At 62.0% G+C, this 13,823-nt stretch carries 15 protein-coding genes; 8 read left to right on the forward strand and 7 right to left on the reverse strand.

What is annotated here, in order from left to right:
• Positions 1-2: 2 nt before the first annotated feature.
• Genes KW568_RS07960 through KW568_RS07970 form a run of 3 tightly spaced genes read right to left on the reverse strand, consistent with a single transcriptional unit; the run spans position 3 to position 3,567 of the window.
• On the reverse strand, positions 3-1,274 hold the full coding sequence (locus KW568_RS07960; RefSeq protein WP_004575764.1) for a dihydrolipoamide acetyltransferase family protein: 1,272 nt from the start codon (positions 1,272-1,274) through the stop codon (positions 3-5).
• On the reverse strand, positions 1,275-2,333 hold the full coding sequence (locus KW568_RS07965) for an alpha-ketoacid dehydrogenase subunit beta (RefSeq protein ID WP_003254487.1): 1,059 nt from the start codon (positions 2,331-2,333) through the stop codon (positions 1,275-1,277).
• A 1-nt stretch (position 2,334) separates the two neighbouring features.
• On the reverse strand, positions 2,335-3,567 hold the full coding sequence (locus KW568_RS07970) for a 3-methyl-2-oxobutanoate dehydrogenase (2-methylpropanoyl-transferring) subunit alpha (protein WP_003254486.1): 1,233 nt from the start codon (positions 3,565-3,567) through the stop codon (positions 2,335-2,337).
• A 198-nt stretch (positions 3,568-3,765) separates the two neighbouring features.
• Between KW568_RS07970 and bkdR the strand changes: the two genes are divergently transcribed.
• The 3 genes from bkdR (at position 3,766) to KW568_RS07985 (ending at position 7,221) form a co-directional block, all read left to right on the forward strand.
• Positions 3,766-4,251, forward strand: coding sequence for a Bkd operon transcriptional regulator BkdR (gene bkdR, locus KW568_RS07975; protein ID WP_003254485.1), 486 nt, complete (start codon positions 3,766-3,768; stop codon positions 4,249-4,251).
• A gap of 255 nt (positions 4,252-4,506) precedes the next feature.
• Positions 4,507-5,748: a glutamine synthetase family protein gene (locus tag KW568_RS07980; protein WP_167398638.1), complete on the forward strand. Its 1,242-nt coding sequence runs from the start codon at positions 4,507-4,509 to the stop codon at positions 5,746-5,748.
• Between the two features lie 132 nt (positions 5,749-5,880).
• On the forward strand, positions 5,881-7,221 hold the full coding sequence (locus KW568_RS07985; protein WP_003254483.1) for an MFS transporter: 1,341 nt from the start codon (positions 5,881-5,883) through the stop codon (positions 7,219-7,221).
• A gap of 93 nt (positions 7,222-7,314) precedes the next feature.
• Here the strand turns inward: KW568_RS07985 and KW568_RS07990 are convergent, their stop codons facing one another.
• From KW568_RS07990 to flgA, 4 genes are all read right to left on the reverse strand, one after another.
• On the reverse strand, positions 7,315-8,058 hold the full coding sequence (locus KW568_RS07990; RefSeq protein WP_004575766.1) for a flagellar brake protein: 744 nt from the start codon (positions 8,056-8,058) through the stop codon (positions 7,315-7,317).
• Between the two features lie 79 nt (positions 8,059-8,137).
• The gene (locus tag KW568_RS07995) at positions 8,138-8,605 is read right to left on the reverse strand and encodes a flagella synthesis protein FlgN (protein WP_259538025.1); all 468 of its coding nucleotides are present in this window, start codon (positions 8,603-8,605) and stop codon (positions 8,138-8,140) included.
• A gap of 49 nt (positions 8,606-8,654) precedes the next feature.
• Positions 8,655-8,969: a flagellar biosynthesis anti-sigma factor FlgM gene (flgM, locus tag KW568_RS08000; protein ID WP_003254479.1), complete on the reverse strand. Its 315-nt coding sequence runs from the start codon at positions 8,967-8,969 to the stop codon at positions 8,655-8,657.
• Between the two features lie 164 nt (positions 8,970-9,133).
• A complete protein-coding gene (flgA, locus tag KW568_RS08005) occupies positions 9,134-9,886 on the reverse strand; it encodes a flagellar basal body P-ring formation chaperone FlgA (RefSeq protein WP_004575767.1) in 753 nt (250 codons plus the stop codon).
• Positions 9,887-9,963: 77 nt separating this feature from the next.
• Here flgA and KW568_RS08010 point away from each other — a divergent pair, with 77 nt between their 5' ends.
• The 5 genes from KW568_RS08010 to flgD all read left to right on the forward strand — a co-directional run bounded on the left by KW568_RS08010 (position 9,964) and on the right by flgD (position 13,816).
• Positions 9,964-10,893, forward strand: coding sequence for a chemotaxis protein CheV (locus KW568_RS08010; protein WP_003254476.1), 930 nt, complete (start codon positions 9,964-9,966; stop codon positions 10,891-10,893).
• Positions 10,894-10,945: 52 nt separating this feature from the next.
• A complete protein-coding gene (gene cheR / locus KW568_RS08015) occupies positions 10,946-11,773 on the forward strand; it encodes a protein-glutamate O-methyltransferase CheR (RefSeq protein WP_004575768.1) in 828 nt (275 codons plus the stop codon).
• A 472-nt stretch (positions 11,774-12,245) separates the two neighbouring features.
• On the forward strand, positions 12,246-12,656 hold the full coding sequence (gene flgB / locus KW568_RS08020) for a flagellar basal body rod protein FlgB (RefSeq protein WP_003254471.1): 411 nt from the start codon (positions 12,246-12,248) through the stop codon (positions 12,654-12,656).
• Positions 12,657-12,658: 2 nt separating this feature from the next.
• The gene (gene flgC / locus KW568_RS08025) at positions 12,659-13,102 is read left to right on the forward strand and encodes a flagellar basal body rod protein FlgC (RefSeq protein WP_003254469.1); all 444 of its coding nucleotides are present in this window, start codon (positions 12,659-12,661) and stop codon (positions 13,100-13,102) included.
• A gap of 12 nt (positions 13,103-13,114) precedes the next feature.
• Positions 13,115-13,816 (forward strand): flagellar hook assembly protein FlgD, encoded by a 702-nt coding sequence (flgD, locus tag KW568_RS08030; RefSeq protein ID WP_004575769.1) that lies wholly within the window; start codon positions 13,115-13,117, stop codon positions 13,814-13,816.
• Positions 13,817-13,823: the final 7 nt, after the last annotated feature.

Below are 13,823 nucleotides of genomic sequence, written 5' to 3' on the forward strand. Positions count from 1 at the left end.
GCTCACTCCACGAACAGGCAGGCGGGTTGTTCGAGCAGGCCACGCACGGCCTGGATGAACAGGGCGGCGTCCATGCCATCGACCACGCGATGGTCGAACGAGCTGGACAGGTTCATCATCTTGCGCACGACGATCTGGCCGTCGATCACCACTGGCCGTTCGACCATGCGGTTGACCCCGACGATTGCCACTTCCGGGGTGTTGACCACCGGCGTGCTGACAATGCCACCCAAGGCGCCGAGGCTGGTCAGGGTGATGGTCGAGCCGGACAGCTCTTCACGGCTGGCCTTGTTGTTACGTGCCGCGTTGGCCAGGCGCGAAATCTCGCCGGCATTGGCCCACAGGCTGCCCGCTTCGGCGTGGCGCAGCACGGGTACCATCAGGCCGTTGTCACCCTGGGTGGCAATACCCACATGCACCGCGCCATGGCGGGTGATGATCTGCGCTTCGTCGTCGTAGGTCGCGTTGATCTGCGGGAAGTCACGCAGCGCCACGACGAGGGCGCGCACCAGGAATGGCAGCAAGGTCAGCTTGCCACGGCTGTCGCCGTGCTTGCTGTTGAGTTGCTGGCGCAGGGCCTCCAGGGCGGTGACGTCGATTTCCTCGACATAACTGAAGTGCGCGACCCGGCGTTTGGCGTCCTGCATGCGCTGGGCGATCTTGCGGCGCAGGCCGATCACCGGCACCTGCTCGCTGTCGGTGCGCTTGGCATAACCATCAGGTGCTTGCCCGGCATTGCTTTGCGGCTTGCTCATGAAGGCGTCGAGGTCTTCGTGCAGAATGCGCCCGGCCGGGCCGCTACCATGCACATAACGCAGTTCGATACCGGCGTCCAGGGCGCGTTTGCGCACGGCCGGCGAGGCCAGCGGCTTGTCGCCCGGCTGGCGCGGCACGATGGGCGCAGCTTCGTGGTTGGCGGGCGCCTGGTACACGGCGGGTTTTACGTCTTTCTGCGGTTCCGGCTTGGCTGCAATCGGGGCGGCCGGGGCCTCTACCGTTTTTGGCTGAGGCACGTCCACATGGTTGCCGCTGCCTTCCACTTCGATGCGGATCAGTTCGCTACCGACCGCCATCACTTCCCCGGGCTGGCCACCCAGGGCCAACACCTTGCCGCTGACCGGCGAGGGGATTTCCACAGTGGCCTTGTCGGTCATGACGTCGGCCACCACCTGGTCCTCGGCGATGATGTCGCCGACCTTGACGAACCATTCCACCAACTCGACCTGCGCGATGCCTTCGCCAATGTCCGGCATCTTGATGACGTGCGTGCCCATTCAGACCTCCATGACCTTTTTCAGTGCCGCACCTACCCGCGAAGGGCCGGGGAAGTAAGCCCATTCCTGTGCGTGAGGGTAGGGGGTGTCCCAGCCGGTGACGCGCTCGATCGGCGCCTCCAGGTGGTGGAAGCAGTGCTCCTGCACCAGCGCCACCAGCTCGGCACCGAAGCCGCAGGTGCGGGTGGCCTCGTGCACCACCACGCAACGGCCGGTCTTTTTCACCGACTCGACGATAGTGTCCAGGTCCAGGGGCCACAGGCTGCGCAGGTCGATCACTTCGGCATCGACGCCGCTTTCTTCGGCGGCCACCTGGGCCACGTACACCGTGGTGCCGTAGGTCAGCACGGTCACGTCATTGCCAGGGCGGGTAATGGCGGCCTTGTCCAGCGGTACGGTGTAATAACCGTCGGGCACGGCGCTGTGCGGGTGCTTCGACCACGGTGTTACCGGGCGGTCGTGGTGGCCATCGAACGGGCCGTTGTACAGACGTTTGGGCTCCAGGAAGATTACCGGGTCGTCGCATTCGATCGAGGCAATCAGCAGGCCTTTGGCGTCATAAGGGTTGGACGGCATCACGGTGCGCAGGCCGCAGACCTGGGTGAACATCGCTTCCGGGCTCTGGCTGTGAGTCTGGCCGCCATAGATGCCGCCGCCGCAAGGCATGCGCAGGGTCAGCGGGGCAATGAACTCGCCGGCCGACCGGTAACGCAGGCGGGCCAGCTCGGAGACGATCTGGTCGGAGGCCGGGTAGAAGTAGTCGGCGAACTGGATCTCCACCACCGGGCGCAGGCCATAGGCACCCATGCCCACGGCGGTACCGACGATGCCGCTCTCGGAGATGGGCGCGTCGAACACGCGCGATTTGCCGTACTTGTTCTGCAGGCCTTCGGTGCAGCGGAACACGCCGCCGAAGTAACCGACGTCCTGGCCGTACACCACCACATTGTCGTCGCGCTCAAGCATGACATCCATGGCCGAGCGCAGGGCCTGGATCATGGTCATGGTAGTGGTGGCCATGGCGGTTTCCGGGTTGATGCTGTTGTTGTGGTCGTTCATCTCAAACCCCCAGTTCCTGGCGTTGACGGCGCAGGTGTTCGGGCATCTCCTTGTACACATCCTCGAACATCGAGGCGGCGCTCGGGATGTGCCCGTTAGCCAGGGTGCCGTACTGCTCGGCTTCTTTCTGTGCGGCAATCACCGCAGCTTCGAGCTCGGCCGTGACGGCCTGGTGTTCTTCTTCGGACCAGTGGCCGATCTTGATCAGGTGCTGCTTCAGGCGGGCGATCGGGTCACCCAGCGGGAAGTGGCTCCAGTCATCGGCAGGGCGGTACTTGGAGGGGTCGTCCGACGTCGAGTGCGGGCCGGCACGGTAGGTGACCCACTCGATCAGGCTTGGGCCCAGGCCGCGGCGGGCGCGCTCGGCAGCCCAGCGCGAGGCGGCGTACACGGCGACGAAGTCGTTGCCGTCAACCCGCAGCGAAGCAATACCGCAACCCACACCACGGCCGGCAAAGGTGGTCGACTCGCCACCGGCGATGGCCTGGAAGGTGGAAATGGCCCACTGGTTGTTGACCACGTTGAGGATGACCGGGGCGCGGTATACGTGGGCAAAGGTGAGGGCGGTGTGGAAGTCTGACTCGGCAGTAGCGCCGTCACCGATCCACGCCGAGGCGATCTTGGTATCGCCCTTGATCGCCGATGCCATGGCCCAGCCGACCGCCTGCACGAACTGGGTCGCCAGGTTGCCGCTGATGGTGAAGAAGCCGGCTTCGCGCACCGAGTACATGATCGGCAACTGGCGGCCCTTGAGGGGGTCGCGCTCGTTGGACAGCAGTTGGCAGATCATCTCGACCAGCGACACGTCGCGGGCCATCAGGATGCTTTGCTGGCGGTAGGTCGGGAAGCACATGTCGGTGCGGTTCAGCGCCAGCGCCTGGCCGCTGCCGATGGCTTCTTCGCCCAGGCTTTGCATGTAGAAGGACATCTTCTTCTGGCGCTGGGCAACCACCATGCGGCTGTCGAAGATCCGCGTCTTGAGCATGGCGCGCATGCCTTGACGAAGGATCTGTGGGTCGATGTCTTCGGCCCAGGGGCCTTGCGCATCGCCTTGCTCGTCGAGCACGCGGACCAGGCTGTAGGACAGGTCGGCAGTGTCGGCAGCATCGACATCGATCGCGGGTTTACGGGCTTGACCTGCATCGTTGAGGCGCAGGTAGGAAAAATCGGTCTGGCAGCCTGGCCGGCCGGTGGGCTCGGGCACATGCAAACGCAGGGGGGCGTACTCGTTCATGCTTTTTACGCTCGCTCGGGTATTTGTTTTTGTGAGCTCTGAAGCGGCCGCCGCTGAGTACCGGCTTGTGACTGGTAAGTCAGCGTCACCTACATCTTAGTGGCCCGGCAGGAGAATTTTTCTCTCAAGTTGATTGCCTTTGCGGAGCGGGGCAGATAAACATTCCGCATAAACACAAAAAACCGGTGATTTTGTCTTATGCGCAAACTCGATCGTACTGATATCGGCATTCTCAACAGCCTGCAAGAGAACGCCCGCATCACCAATGCCGAGCTGGCACGCTCGGTGAACCTGTCGCCCACGCCTTGTTTCAACCGGGTGCGGGCCATGGAAGAGCTGGGGGTGATCCGCCAGCAGGTGACCTTGCTGTCGCCTGAGGTGCTGGGGCTGGATGTGAATGTGTTTATCCATGTCAGCCTGGAAAAACAGGTGGAGCAGTCGTTGCATCGGTTTGAAGAAGAGATCGCCGAGCGGCCCGAGGTGATGGAGTGCTACCTGATGACCGGGGACCCGGATTACCTGTTGCGGGTGCTGCTGCCGAGCATCCAGGCGCTGGAGCGGTTTCTCGATTACCTGACGCGCTTGCCGGGGGTGGCCAATATTCGTTCGAGTTTTGCCCTGAAGCAGGTGCGCTACAAGACGGCGTTGCCGTTGCCGGCCAATGGCATGACCTTGCGGGAGTAGGGGGGGCTGTGCCGGCCTGTTCGCGGGTGAACCCACTCCTACACGGGGCGCACCCACCTGTAGGCGCGGGGTCACCCGCGAAGAGGCCGACACAGGCACCTATATAGGCTGCTTGATATTTTAAACACCCGCAGCCTATGTTGTTGTCAGCCTACAACAACAAGGACAAGCTTCATGAGCACCGCTCAGCTCCAGGGCATCGATGAAATCGAATGCGTCACCCCCGACCTCAACGGCGTCCCGCGCGGCAAGGTGATGACCGCCGACGGCTTCCTCGAAGGCCGTCGCCTGCAGATGGCCCGGGGTGTGCTGCTGCAGTGCATCATGGGTGGCTACCCAGCGGCGAAGTTCTACGGCAGTGATGACGGCGACCTGGCACTGGTGGCCGAACCCAGTCAGGTCCACCGCCTGCCCTGGAGCAACGACGGCCGTGCCTTGGCCATCTGCGATGCCAACGAGCTGGATGGCCGGCCCTCGGCACTGTCCACCCGGGGCCAGCTAAAAGCCGTGATAGCCCGCTATGCGGCACTGGGCCTGGCGCCGGTAGTGGCAACCGAGCTGGAGTTCTTCGTCTTTGCCCCCAACACAGACCCGCAGCAACCGTTCCTGCCGCCTGTAGGCAGCGATGGCCGCCGCGAGCTGGGCCATTCGGCGTTCAGTGTCAGTTCCAACAACGGCCTGCGCCCGTTCTTCAAGGAGGTGTACCACTGCATGGCCGCGCTCGGTCTGCCACGTGACACCTTCATGCACGAAATGGGTGTCAGCCAGTTCGAGATCAACCTCCTGCACGGCGACCCGCTGCTGTTGGCCGACCAGACCTTCCTGTTCAAGCACCTGCTCAAGGAAGTGGCGCTCAAGCACGGGCTGACCGTAGTCTGCATGGCCAAGCCGCTGGCGCGTACGCCCGGCAGTTCCATGCACATTCACCAGAGCCTGGTCGAGGCCGGCAGCGGGCGTAACGTGTTCAGTGACGAGCAGGGCCTGCCGACAGACACCTTCCACCACTTCATCGGTGGGTTACAGGCGTGCATGGCCGACTTCACCGCCCTGTTCGCGCCCAACGTCAATTCCTACCAGCGCCTGTGCCACCCCTATGCCTCGCCGAACAATGCGTGCTGGTCCGAGGACAATCGCGCTGCTGGCTTGCGCATTCCGGCCAGTGCGCCGGTAGCGCGACGGGTGGAGAACCGCCTGCCTGGCGCCGATGCCAACCCGTACCTGGCCATTGCTGCCACCCTGGCCGCCGGGCTGCATGGCATCGAGCAGCGCTTGCAACCATCGCCAGCCATCCAGGGCGAATTCGAAGTGCCCGAGCACCTGAGCCTGCCGTGCACGCTGCACGCGGCCCTTGAAAGGCTCAAGCGCAGCGCGCTGGCGCGGGAACTGTTCGGCAGCGAGTTCATCGAAGGCTACATTGCCAGCAAGACGCTTGAGCTGAGCGATTTCTTCGACGAGATCACGCCGTGGGAGCGCCGGGTCCTGGCGGCACAGGCCTGAGCGCGACACAACCTGCACCGGGCACGCCCCCGCAATGCCAAATAGCTGTCGGGGGGCCTGCGCCAGGCGGTTTTTGCCTTTATGCTGCTAGCACCCAAAACTGCCACCTGACCAGGGAGCTCCACGGGACGTATGCGAAATGTATGGAAGCCGTTTCAGTCGTTGTATTTCGCCGCGCTGATGATGTTGATCGGCTCGGGCCTGCTCAGCACCTACCTGGCCCTGCGCCTGGCTGCCGACCACGTCGACAGCCTGTGGGTGGGTGCGTTGATGGCGGCCAACTACTTTGGTCTGGCGGTTGGCGGCAAGGTTGGCCACCGGCTGATCGGACGGGTAGGGCACATACGTGCCTATGCCACCTGTGCCGGTATCGTCGGCGCTGCGGTGCTCGGTCATGGCCTGACCAGCTGGCTGCCGGCCTGGGTCGGGCTGCGCATGATCGTCGGCCTGGGGATGATGTGCCAATACATGGTCATCGAGAGCTGGCTCAATGAGCAGGCCGATGTGAAACACCGGGGCGCGGTGTTCAGCGGCTACATGATTGCCTCGTACCTGGGGCTGGTGCTTGGCCAGTTGATTCTGGTGGTGCACCCGCAGCTCGGCCCTGAGCTGCTGATGCTGGTGGCGATGTGCTTTGCCCTGTGCCTGGTGCCCGTGGCGATGACCCGGCGTATTCACCCGGCGCCCTTGCGCCCGGCACCGATGGAGCCGAAGTTTTTCATCAAGCGCGTGCCGCAGTCGCTCAGTACGGTTTTGGGCTCGGGGCTGATTGTCGGCTCGTTCTACGGTCTGGCGCCTTTATATGCGTCAAGCCAGGGGATGAGTACCGAGCAGATCGGTCTGTTCATGGGTAGCTGCATTTTTGCCGGCCTGCTGGTGCAGTGGCCGCTGGGCTGGTTGTCTGACCGTTATGACCGGGCGGTGCTGATTCGGAGTGTGGCAGTCGGGCTGGCGCTGGCGGCTGCGCCATTGGCAATACTGCCCAGTGTGCCGCTGGAGTTGCTGTTCGGTATCGGCTTCCTGATCTCGCTGCTGCAGTTCTGCCTGTACCCGCTGGCGGTTGCCTTTTCCAATGACCACGTGGAAAGCGAGCGCCGGGTATCGCTGACGGCGATGCTGTTGGTGACCTACGGTGTGGGGGCATGCGTCGGCCCCCTGGCGGCAGGAGTTCTGATGAAAGTGCTGGGCGCGCAGATGCTGTATGCGTTCTTCGTATTCTTTGCCCTGGTGCTGGTCTGGCGTATTCGGCCGAAAGCGGTTACCGGCCTGCATCAGGTGCAGGACGCACCGCTGGGCCACGTGGCGATGCCGGCGGCCGGTTCGCCGTTGTCGGCGGCGCTGGACCCGCGGGTGGATGAGCAGACGGTGCAGGACATGATGCAGGCGCCGGTGGCGGCTGAAGATACCGAGGATGAAGAGAAGGGCGCGCAGCAACAGGCGCCTGAACCTGAAGAGGTCAGCAAGTCGGTGTAGGAGCGGGTGTACCCGCGAAGAGGCCAGCCCAGCAGAAACACAAATGAAAACGCCACCTCAGCAGGTGGCGTTTTCTGTTTTACCGACCGACGATCAATAATCGTCCTTGTCGAACCGCCGCGCTTCACGCTGCAGCTGGTACACAAAACTCTCGATCTTGCGTTGAGCCTGGCCGCTCAGGTTGTGGAAGCGTACGCCGGCAAAGGTGGTGTTGATGCGCTCTTCATAGTGCAGATGACGCAGCTCGACCATGGTGTCCACCAGGCCCAGTGGGTTGCCCGCCTTGAAACGCTCATACACCTGGCCCAGTTGCAAACGGTCTTCGACATTGCCTTCAAAGCGCAGTTTGCAGCCAGTGGCCGAGATATCCAGCAGCTTGCCTCGCATGGCGCCGTTGCCCTTGAGGTGAGCGCCGTCGAGGATGATGTCGACCAGCTGCGATAGCTTCAGCGCGGCGCGGAAGGCGTTGCGGCGCTGGTGATAGGTCATCTCTTGCGGCAGGGCGCCGCTGTAGCAACGGTGGCCGTCGACTTCGCTGATTTTCAGCGTGTTATCGCATTCCCAGGCGATGCGTACACCATCGTGGAAGCCTTCGACACGGAAGTGCTCGCCGTTCTCAATGAATTTCTCGCCGTCACGGGGGATCATCTCATCCAGTGCCAGGGTGTTGCTTTCGCGGTCCACGTGCACCACATAGCTCTGGAAGCGCTGGCTGCGGTCATGGAAGGTGATGATCAGGGGGTCGTGGCTTTCCTGCAGCTGCCGCAAGTTGGCCGCAATCTCCAAGGGGGTGCTCAACACCTTGGGTGGTTGCGGGGCATCGGATTCATTGAACACAGCTTTTCGTTCTCCAGGCAAAAGCGACACACGCAAGTAACGGCATTTTGCCACTATGTTCTGTGCCTTGATAGAAAAATCACACTTGGCTGAGCGCGCGCGGCTTGGCCAGCGGCGAGGTGCTGCCACGGCTGTCGTAGAGCGAAGGTGAGTCGCCGCCCTGAAGGATGCGAATCTGGTTGTTGGTGACGTGTTGCTGCACCTGGATGATCCGGCCATTGGTCTGGTTGACCTGCTGGCACTCGTCCATCAGTTGCGACAACATGTCGAGCCGCTGCAGCATCACATCACCATGGGGTGACTGCGCGGCTACAGCCTGCATACCGGTGCGGTCGGCACTCAGGCCCAGGCTGCCGAGCAATTGGCTGCGGCGCTGGCCGTGCTGCTCGAGCAAGATGATCAACGACTGCTTGCGCGCCAGGATTTGCTCCAGCAGCGGCATGTCGCGGCCATGCAGGGCGATTGCTTCCTTGTGCAGAAGGTCGAGCAGTTCCTGCATCGGGGCAATGTCATCTTCGATCAGTTGCAGCAAGGTGGTGTCGTGCATGGCTAACTCTTGGCTTTTCTGGCGTCCGTGAAGTCAGCGCGCCGTACGGTCAGCGCTGGGCTTCGAAATCAAGCAGTTTGCTGGCGACCCGGCCGGCATCGACCTGGTAGCTGCCGTCGGCGATTGCCTGCTTCAACTGGGCCACACGGGCGCTGTTGACCACGGGCTCGTCGCGCAGCTTGTCGCTGATTTTCTGCAACTGCTGTGCCTCCTGGCTGAGGTGTACCGCCTCTCCGCTGGCGCTGGTGTCTTTCACCGCTTCCTGGCTGGCTGCCGGTTTTTCGGCGCTGCCGGACGCGGTGTTGCCGCGCACGCCGCCCGTGACGGACGGAGAGTTATTCAAACGACTGAAGTCGATGACCATGATCAGAAACCTCTGGGTATTTGGACGCTTGCCTTGTTTTCGGCCAACCCGATATAAACTTTAGGCACAAATGCATTGCCGCCTGTCGGCAAGCCCGCGAACCCGTGTTCTGACACAGTTTAGGAAAAGCGGTTCCTCACTGCCAGCGCAATCTGGTGGCTGGCCTACATACTGACCTCGACTTGGCCCGGGCCGGTCACCCTGGCCTTGACCACGCGTTTTGAATTGAGGTTGCGTACCCGGATCTGCTCGCTCAGGCCGCCCTTGCTCAGGGCTTCGCCCGGCATGCGTACACTCAGGCTGCCACTGCGGGCAATGATCACCACCTGGTCACCCTTGCGCACCACCTCGGCCTGTTCCAGGTGTTGCGGGGTGAGCACTTGGTCGATCACCGTGGGGCGCAGCATCTTCATGCCCACCGCCTGGTCCAGCTCGGTCAGAAAGCCCTGGCCCAGGGTGCCGACATCGCGCTCGCGCAGGGCCACGTCACCTTCGCCGACCGTGTTGTCGCGCTTGAGCGGGCGGGTCACCACCACCACGTCGCGGAAAAGTCGCACGGTGGCCGGCACAAATACCGTCCACGGTGCTGCGCCGTTGCAACGTACCCGTACCGTCACCCGGCCCAGCGGCTGGGCCGGGCTTTCCAGTGAGGCGTCCAGCTGCTGACTGCACAACGGCATGCGCAGGCGTGGGTCCAGCGGGTTGACCTGGATTTCATAGCGGCCGGCGGTCTGGGTAGTGGACAGATAATCTTCAATGGTGAATTCAAGAAACCCTTGGGTGACACCGATAAGCTGTTCAGGCAAGGTGAACGCGTTCGCCACCGTGCGAACGCCGGGCATCAGCAGGCACAGCGTGGCCAGCGGGCCAGTCAGCAGGCGTGTCAATCGTCGGGAAAATGTCGTTTTCGTGTGCATGACACTCAAAAAAGCAAAGCCCGTGCCGACTCGCTACCTGAGTTGCAACGAAAGGCTGAAACGTTAAGGAGTCTGGCATGGCGGGTGTTATGGATTCGGTCAACCAGCGCACGCAGCTGGTGGGGCAGAATCGCCTGGAATTGCTGCTGTTCCGCCTCAATGGCGAACAGCTTTACGGCATCAATGTGTTCAAGGTCAGGGAAGTACTGCAATGCCCTGCGCTGACCCTGCTGCCCAAGGCGCACCCTGTGGTGCGTGGCGTTGCCAATATTCGTGGGTCGACCATCCCGATCCTCGACTTGTCGATGGCCACCGGGTTGCGACCGCTGCAGGAAGACACACGCAACAGCTTCGTGATCATCACCGAGTACAACACCAAGACCCAAGGCTTCCTGGTGCATTCGGTGGAGCGCATCGTCAACATGAACTGGGAAGAGATCCATCCGCCACCCAAGGGTACTGGCCGTGATCACTACCTCACCGCGGTCACCCGGGTGGACAACCGCATGGTCGAGATCATCGACGTGGAGAAGGTGCTGGCCGAAGTGTCGCCGTCGTCCGAGTCGGTATCGGCCGGTGTGATCGATGCCGAAGTGCAGGACAAGGCGGTGTTGATGCGGGTGCTGACCGTTGACGATTCGTCAGTGGCGCGCAAGCAGGTCAGCCGTTGCCTGCAGACCGTAGGGGTCGAGGTGGTGGCGCTCAATGATGGCCGTCAGGCGCTCAACTACCTGCGTCAGCTGGTGGATGAGGGCAAAAAGCCGGAAGAAGAGTTCCTGATGATGATCTCGGACATTGAAATGCCGGAAATGGACGGATATACGCTAACGGCGGAGATTCGCAGCGATCCGCGCATGCAAAAATTGCACATCTGCCTGCATACTTCGCTTTCCGGGGTGTTCAACCAGGCAATGGTCAAGAAGGTCGGTGCCGATGACTTCCTGGCCAAGTTCAAGCCGGACGACCTGGCCCAGCGGGTGGTCGACCGGATCAAGGCAGCGCATTGAAGCAGCCGGGGGCATGCCCCCCGGCACCAGTGATTGAAAAGAGGCGGCAGTAGTGTCTACGGGTAATTTGGATTTCGAACAGTTCCGGGTCTTCCTGGAGAAAGCCTGTGGCATCCTGCTGGGCGAGAATAAGCAGTACCTGGTTTCCAGCCGTCTCAACAAGCTGATGGAACAACAGGGCATCAAGAGCCTGGGTGAGCTGGTGCAGCGCATTCAGGCCCAGCCGCGCGGCGGTTTGCGCGAGCAGGTGGTCGATGCCATGACCACCAACGAGACCCTGTGGTTTCGCGACACCTACCCCTTCGAGGTGTTGAAGAACAAGGTGATCCCCGAGTTCATCCGCAACAACCCCGGCCAGCGCCTGCGCATGTGGTCGGCGGCCTGTTCGTCGGGGCAGGAGCCGTATTCCATCTCGATGGCGATCGACGAGTTCGAGCGCAGCAACCTCGGCCAGTTGAAGATGGGGGCGCAGATCGTCGCCACCGACCTCTCCGGCACCATGCTGACCAACTGCAAGACCGGCGAATACGATAGCCTGGCGATTGCCCGCGGCCTGTCCCAGGAGCGCCTGCAGCGCTACTTCGACCCCAAGGGGCCGGGGCGTTGGGCGGTCAAGCCAGCGATTCGCAGCCGTGTCGAGTTTCGCTCGTTCAACCTGCTCGACAGTTATGCCAGTCTGGGCAAGTTCGACATCGTGTTTTGTCGCAATGTGCTGATCTATTTCTCGGCGCAGGTGAAGAAGGACATCCTGCTGCGCATTCACAGTACCCTCAAGCCCGGTGGCTACCTGTTCCTCGGCGCCTCGGAAGCGCTGAACGGCTTGCCGGACCATTACCAGATGGTGCAGTGCAGCCCGGGGATCATCTACCAGGCCAAGTAAGCACGAAGGCCGGTATCGAGAGATGCCGGCCTTTTTGTATGCCTATCCGCTGTTCCTGCCAAGCTCCCCGTAGGACCGGGTTTACCCGCGAAGAGGTCGGCCCTGCTGGCCAATCTTCACCCGCCGTTCACCGTTGCTGCCGCTACCGTATTCGCGGGTAAACCCGTTCCTACGACGGATCGGGGGGGGGCATAGGTCTGTGGTTGGGCACAGGCCGCGTGTAGGAGCGGGTTTACCCGCGAAGAGGCCCGCTCAGGAAAACACTGACGTCAATTTTTTGTTTTGCCGCTTTTGCCGCCCATCAATTGCCGCTTTTGTCACCTCAGGCGGAAGGCCTTTGCCGCTTTTCTGGCATCAGTCTGACAGTACGATTCCGCCAAGCCCCATGAACAGGGGCTTCTTCGTGGTTGGCACAGCCCTTGCTAAACCAAGCTCAACGAAATTCCGGTCAACCTCTGAAGGTTTCCCCGACATGAGCATCAGTTTCGACAAGGCGCTTGGTATCCACGAAAAGGCCCTGGGCTTCCGCGCTCAGCGCGCCGAGGTGTTGGCCAACAATATCGCCAACGCCGACACGCCCAATTACAAGGCGCGTGACATGGACTTTTCTTCGGTGCTCGCCGCCGAGACCAGCAGGCAGCAAGGCGGCCGCTTCGCCATGGACCGTACCAACAGCCGGCATATCGAAGCCGAAGGCCTCGCCATCGCGGCTGACGATACCCTCAAGTACCGCACGCCGCTGCAGCCGTCGATCGACCAGAACACCGTGGATGCGCAGATCGAGCAATCGAACTACACGGAAAACGCGATTGGCTTCCAGGCCAGCTTCACCTTGCTCAACAGTAAATTCAAAGGGCTGGTTTCCGCCCTGCGGGGAGAATGACCATGTCCCTTTCCAGTGTCTTCAACATTGCCGGTAGCGGCATGAGCGCACAGAACACGCGTCTGAACACCGTGGCGTCCAACATCGCCAACGCCGAGACCGTGTCTTCGAGCATCGACCAGACGTACCGCGCCCGCCACCCGGTATTCGCCACCACCTTCCAGAATGCGCAGGCCGGCAGCAGCCAGTCGCTGTTCGAAGACCAGGGCGAGGCAGGGCAGGGCGTGCAGGTAAAAGGCATCGTCGAAGACCAGAGCACGCTGGAAGCACGCTACGAGCCTAACCACCCGGCGGCGAACAAGGACGGCTACGTCTACTACCCGAACGTCAATGTGGTCGAGGAGATGGCTGACATGATCTCCGCCAGCCGCGCGTTTCAGACCAACGCTGAACTGATGAACACGGCCAAGAACATGATGCAGAAAGTGCTGACCCTGGGGCAGTGATAGGAAGCCGACATGACCACCACCAATTCCACTACAGACGTCGGCAGCGCATACCTGACCTCGCTGCAGAAGCAGACGTCCAAGACTGACAGTTCTACCGGTGCCGCCGGCAGCGCGCTGGGCAAGGACGCGTTCCTGCAGTTGCTGGTCACCCAGATGCAGAACCAGAACCCGCTCGACCCGCAGGAAAACGGCGAGTTCGTGGCCCAGTTGGCGCAGTTCAGCAGCCTGGAAAGCATGCAGTCGTTGAACGACGCAGTGACCTACATCGCGGCCGGGCTGCAATCTTCCCAGGCCTTGCAGGCCTCCTCGCTGGTCGGGCGCAATGTCATTGTCCAGACCGACAAGGCCGTGGTCGATACCAGCAAGGACATGAAGGGCTCGGTCAACCTGACGTCGTCCAGTACCGCCACCTCGGTGGGGATCTACGACAAGGACGATAAGCTGGTGCGCACCATCGAGCTCGGTACCCAGAAGTCTGGCAGCATCGACTTTACCTGGGATGGCCTGAACGATGACGGTGAAGTCGCGGCCGCCGGGACCTACACCTTCAAGGCCACCGCCTCGATCGATGGCAAGGCCACGGCCATGACCACCAACCTGCCGGCCTCGGTAACCAGTGTGACCATGGGTAGCAACGGTTCGGAGATGACGCTCAACCTGGCCGGGCTGGGCAGTGTTGCGCTTTCCAAAATCCAAAGCATCGGCATCTAGGGCCTGA

The sequence above is a fragment of the Pseudomonas sp. HD6515 genome, assembly GCF_024971855.1.
Taxonomy (GTDB): domain Bacteria; phylum Pseudomonadota; class Gammaproteobacteria; order Pseudomonadales; family Pseudomonadaceae; genus Aquipseudomonas; species Aquipseudomonas alloputida.

Excerpts from the sequence above, each read along its gene's own strand:
- KW568_RS07960 (WP_004575764.1), bottom strand. The coding sequence starts at position 1,274 with ATGGGCACGCACGTCATCAAGATGCCGGACATTGGCGAAGGCATCGCG.
- flgM (WP_003254479.1), bottom strand. The coding sequence starts at position 8,969 with ATGGTCATCGACTTCAGTCGTTTGAATAACTCTCCGTCCGTCACGGGC.
- KW568_RS08010 (WP_003254476.1), top strand. The coding sequence starts at position 9,964 with ATGGCGGGTGTTATGGATTCGGTCAACCAGCGCACGCAGCTGGTGGGG.
- KW568_RS07985 (WP_003254483.1), top strand. The coding sequence starts at position 5,881 with ATGCGAAATGTATGGAAGCCGTTTCAGTCGTTGTATTTCGCCGCGCTG.
- flgD (WP_004575769.1), top strand. The coding sequence starts at position 13,115 with ATGACCACCACCAATTCCACTACAGACGTCGGCAGCGCATACCTGACC.
- flgC (WP_003254469.1), top strand. The coding sequence starts at position 12,659 with ATGTCCCTTTCCAGTGTCTTCAACATTGCCGGTAGCGGCATGAGCGCA.
- flgA (WP_004575767.1), bottom strand. The coding sequence starts at position 9,886 with ATGCACACGAAAACGACATTTTCCCGACGATTGACACGCCTGCTGACT.
- KW568_RS07995 (WP_259538025.1), bottom strand. The coding sequence starts at position 8,605 with ATGCACGACACCACCTTGCTGCAACTGATCGAAGATGACATTGCCCCG.
- KW568_RS07965 (WP_003254487.1), bottom strand. The coding sequence starts at position 2,333 with ATGAACGACCACAACAACAGCATCAACCCGGAAACCGCCATGGCCACC.
- flgB (WP_003254471.1), top strand. The coding sequence starts at position 12,246 with ATGAGCATCAGTTTCGACAAGGCGCTTGGTATCCACGAAAAGGCCCTG.
- KW568_RS07980 (WP_167398638.1), top strand. The coding sequence starts at position 4,507 with ATGACCGCCGACGGCTTCCTCGAAGGCCGTCGCCTGCAGATGGCCCGG.
- KW568_RS07970 (WP_003254486.1), bottom strand. The coding sequence starts at position 3,567 with ATGAACGAGTACGCCCCCCTGCGTTTGCATGTGCCCGAGCCCACCGGC.
- bkdR (WP_003254485.1), top strand. The coding sequence starts at position 3,766 with ATGCGCAAACTCGATCGTACTGATATCGGCATTCTCAACAGCCTGCAA.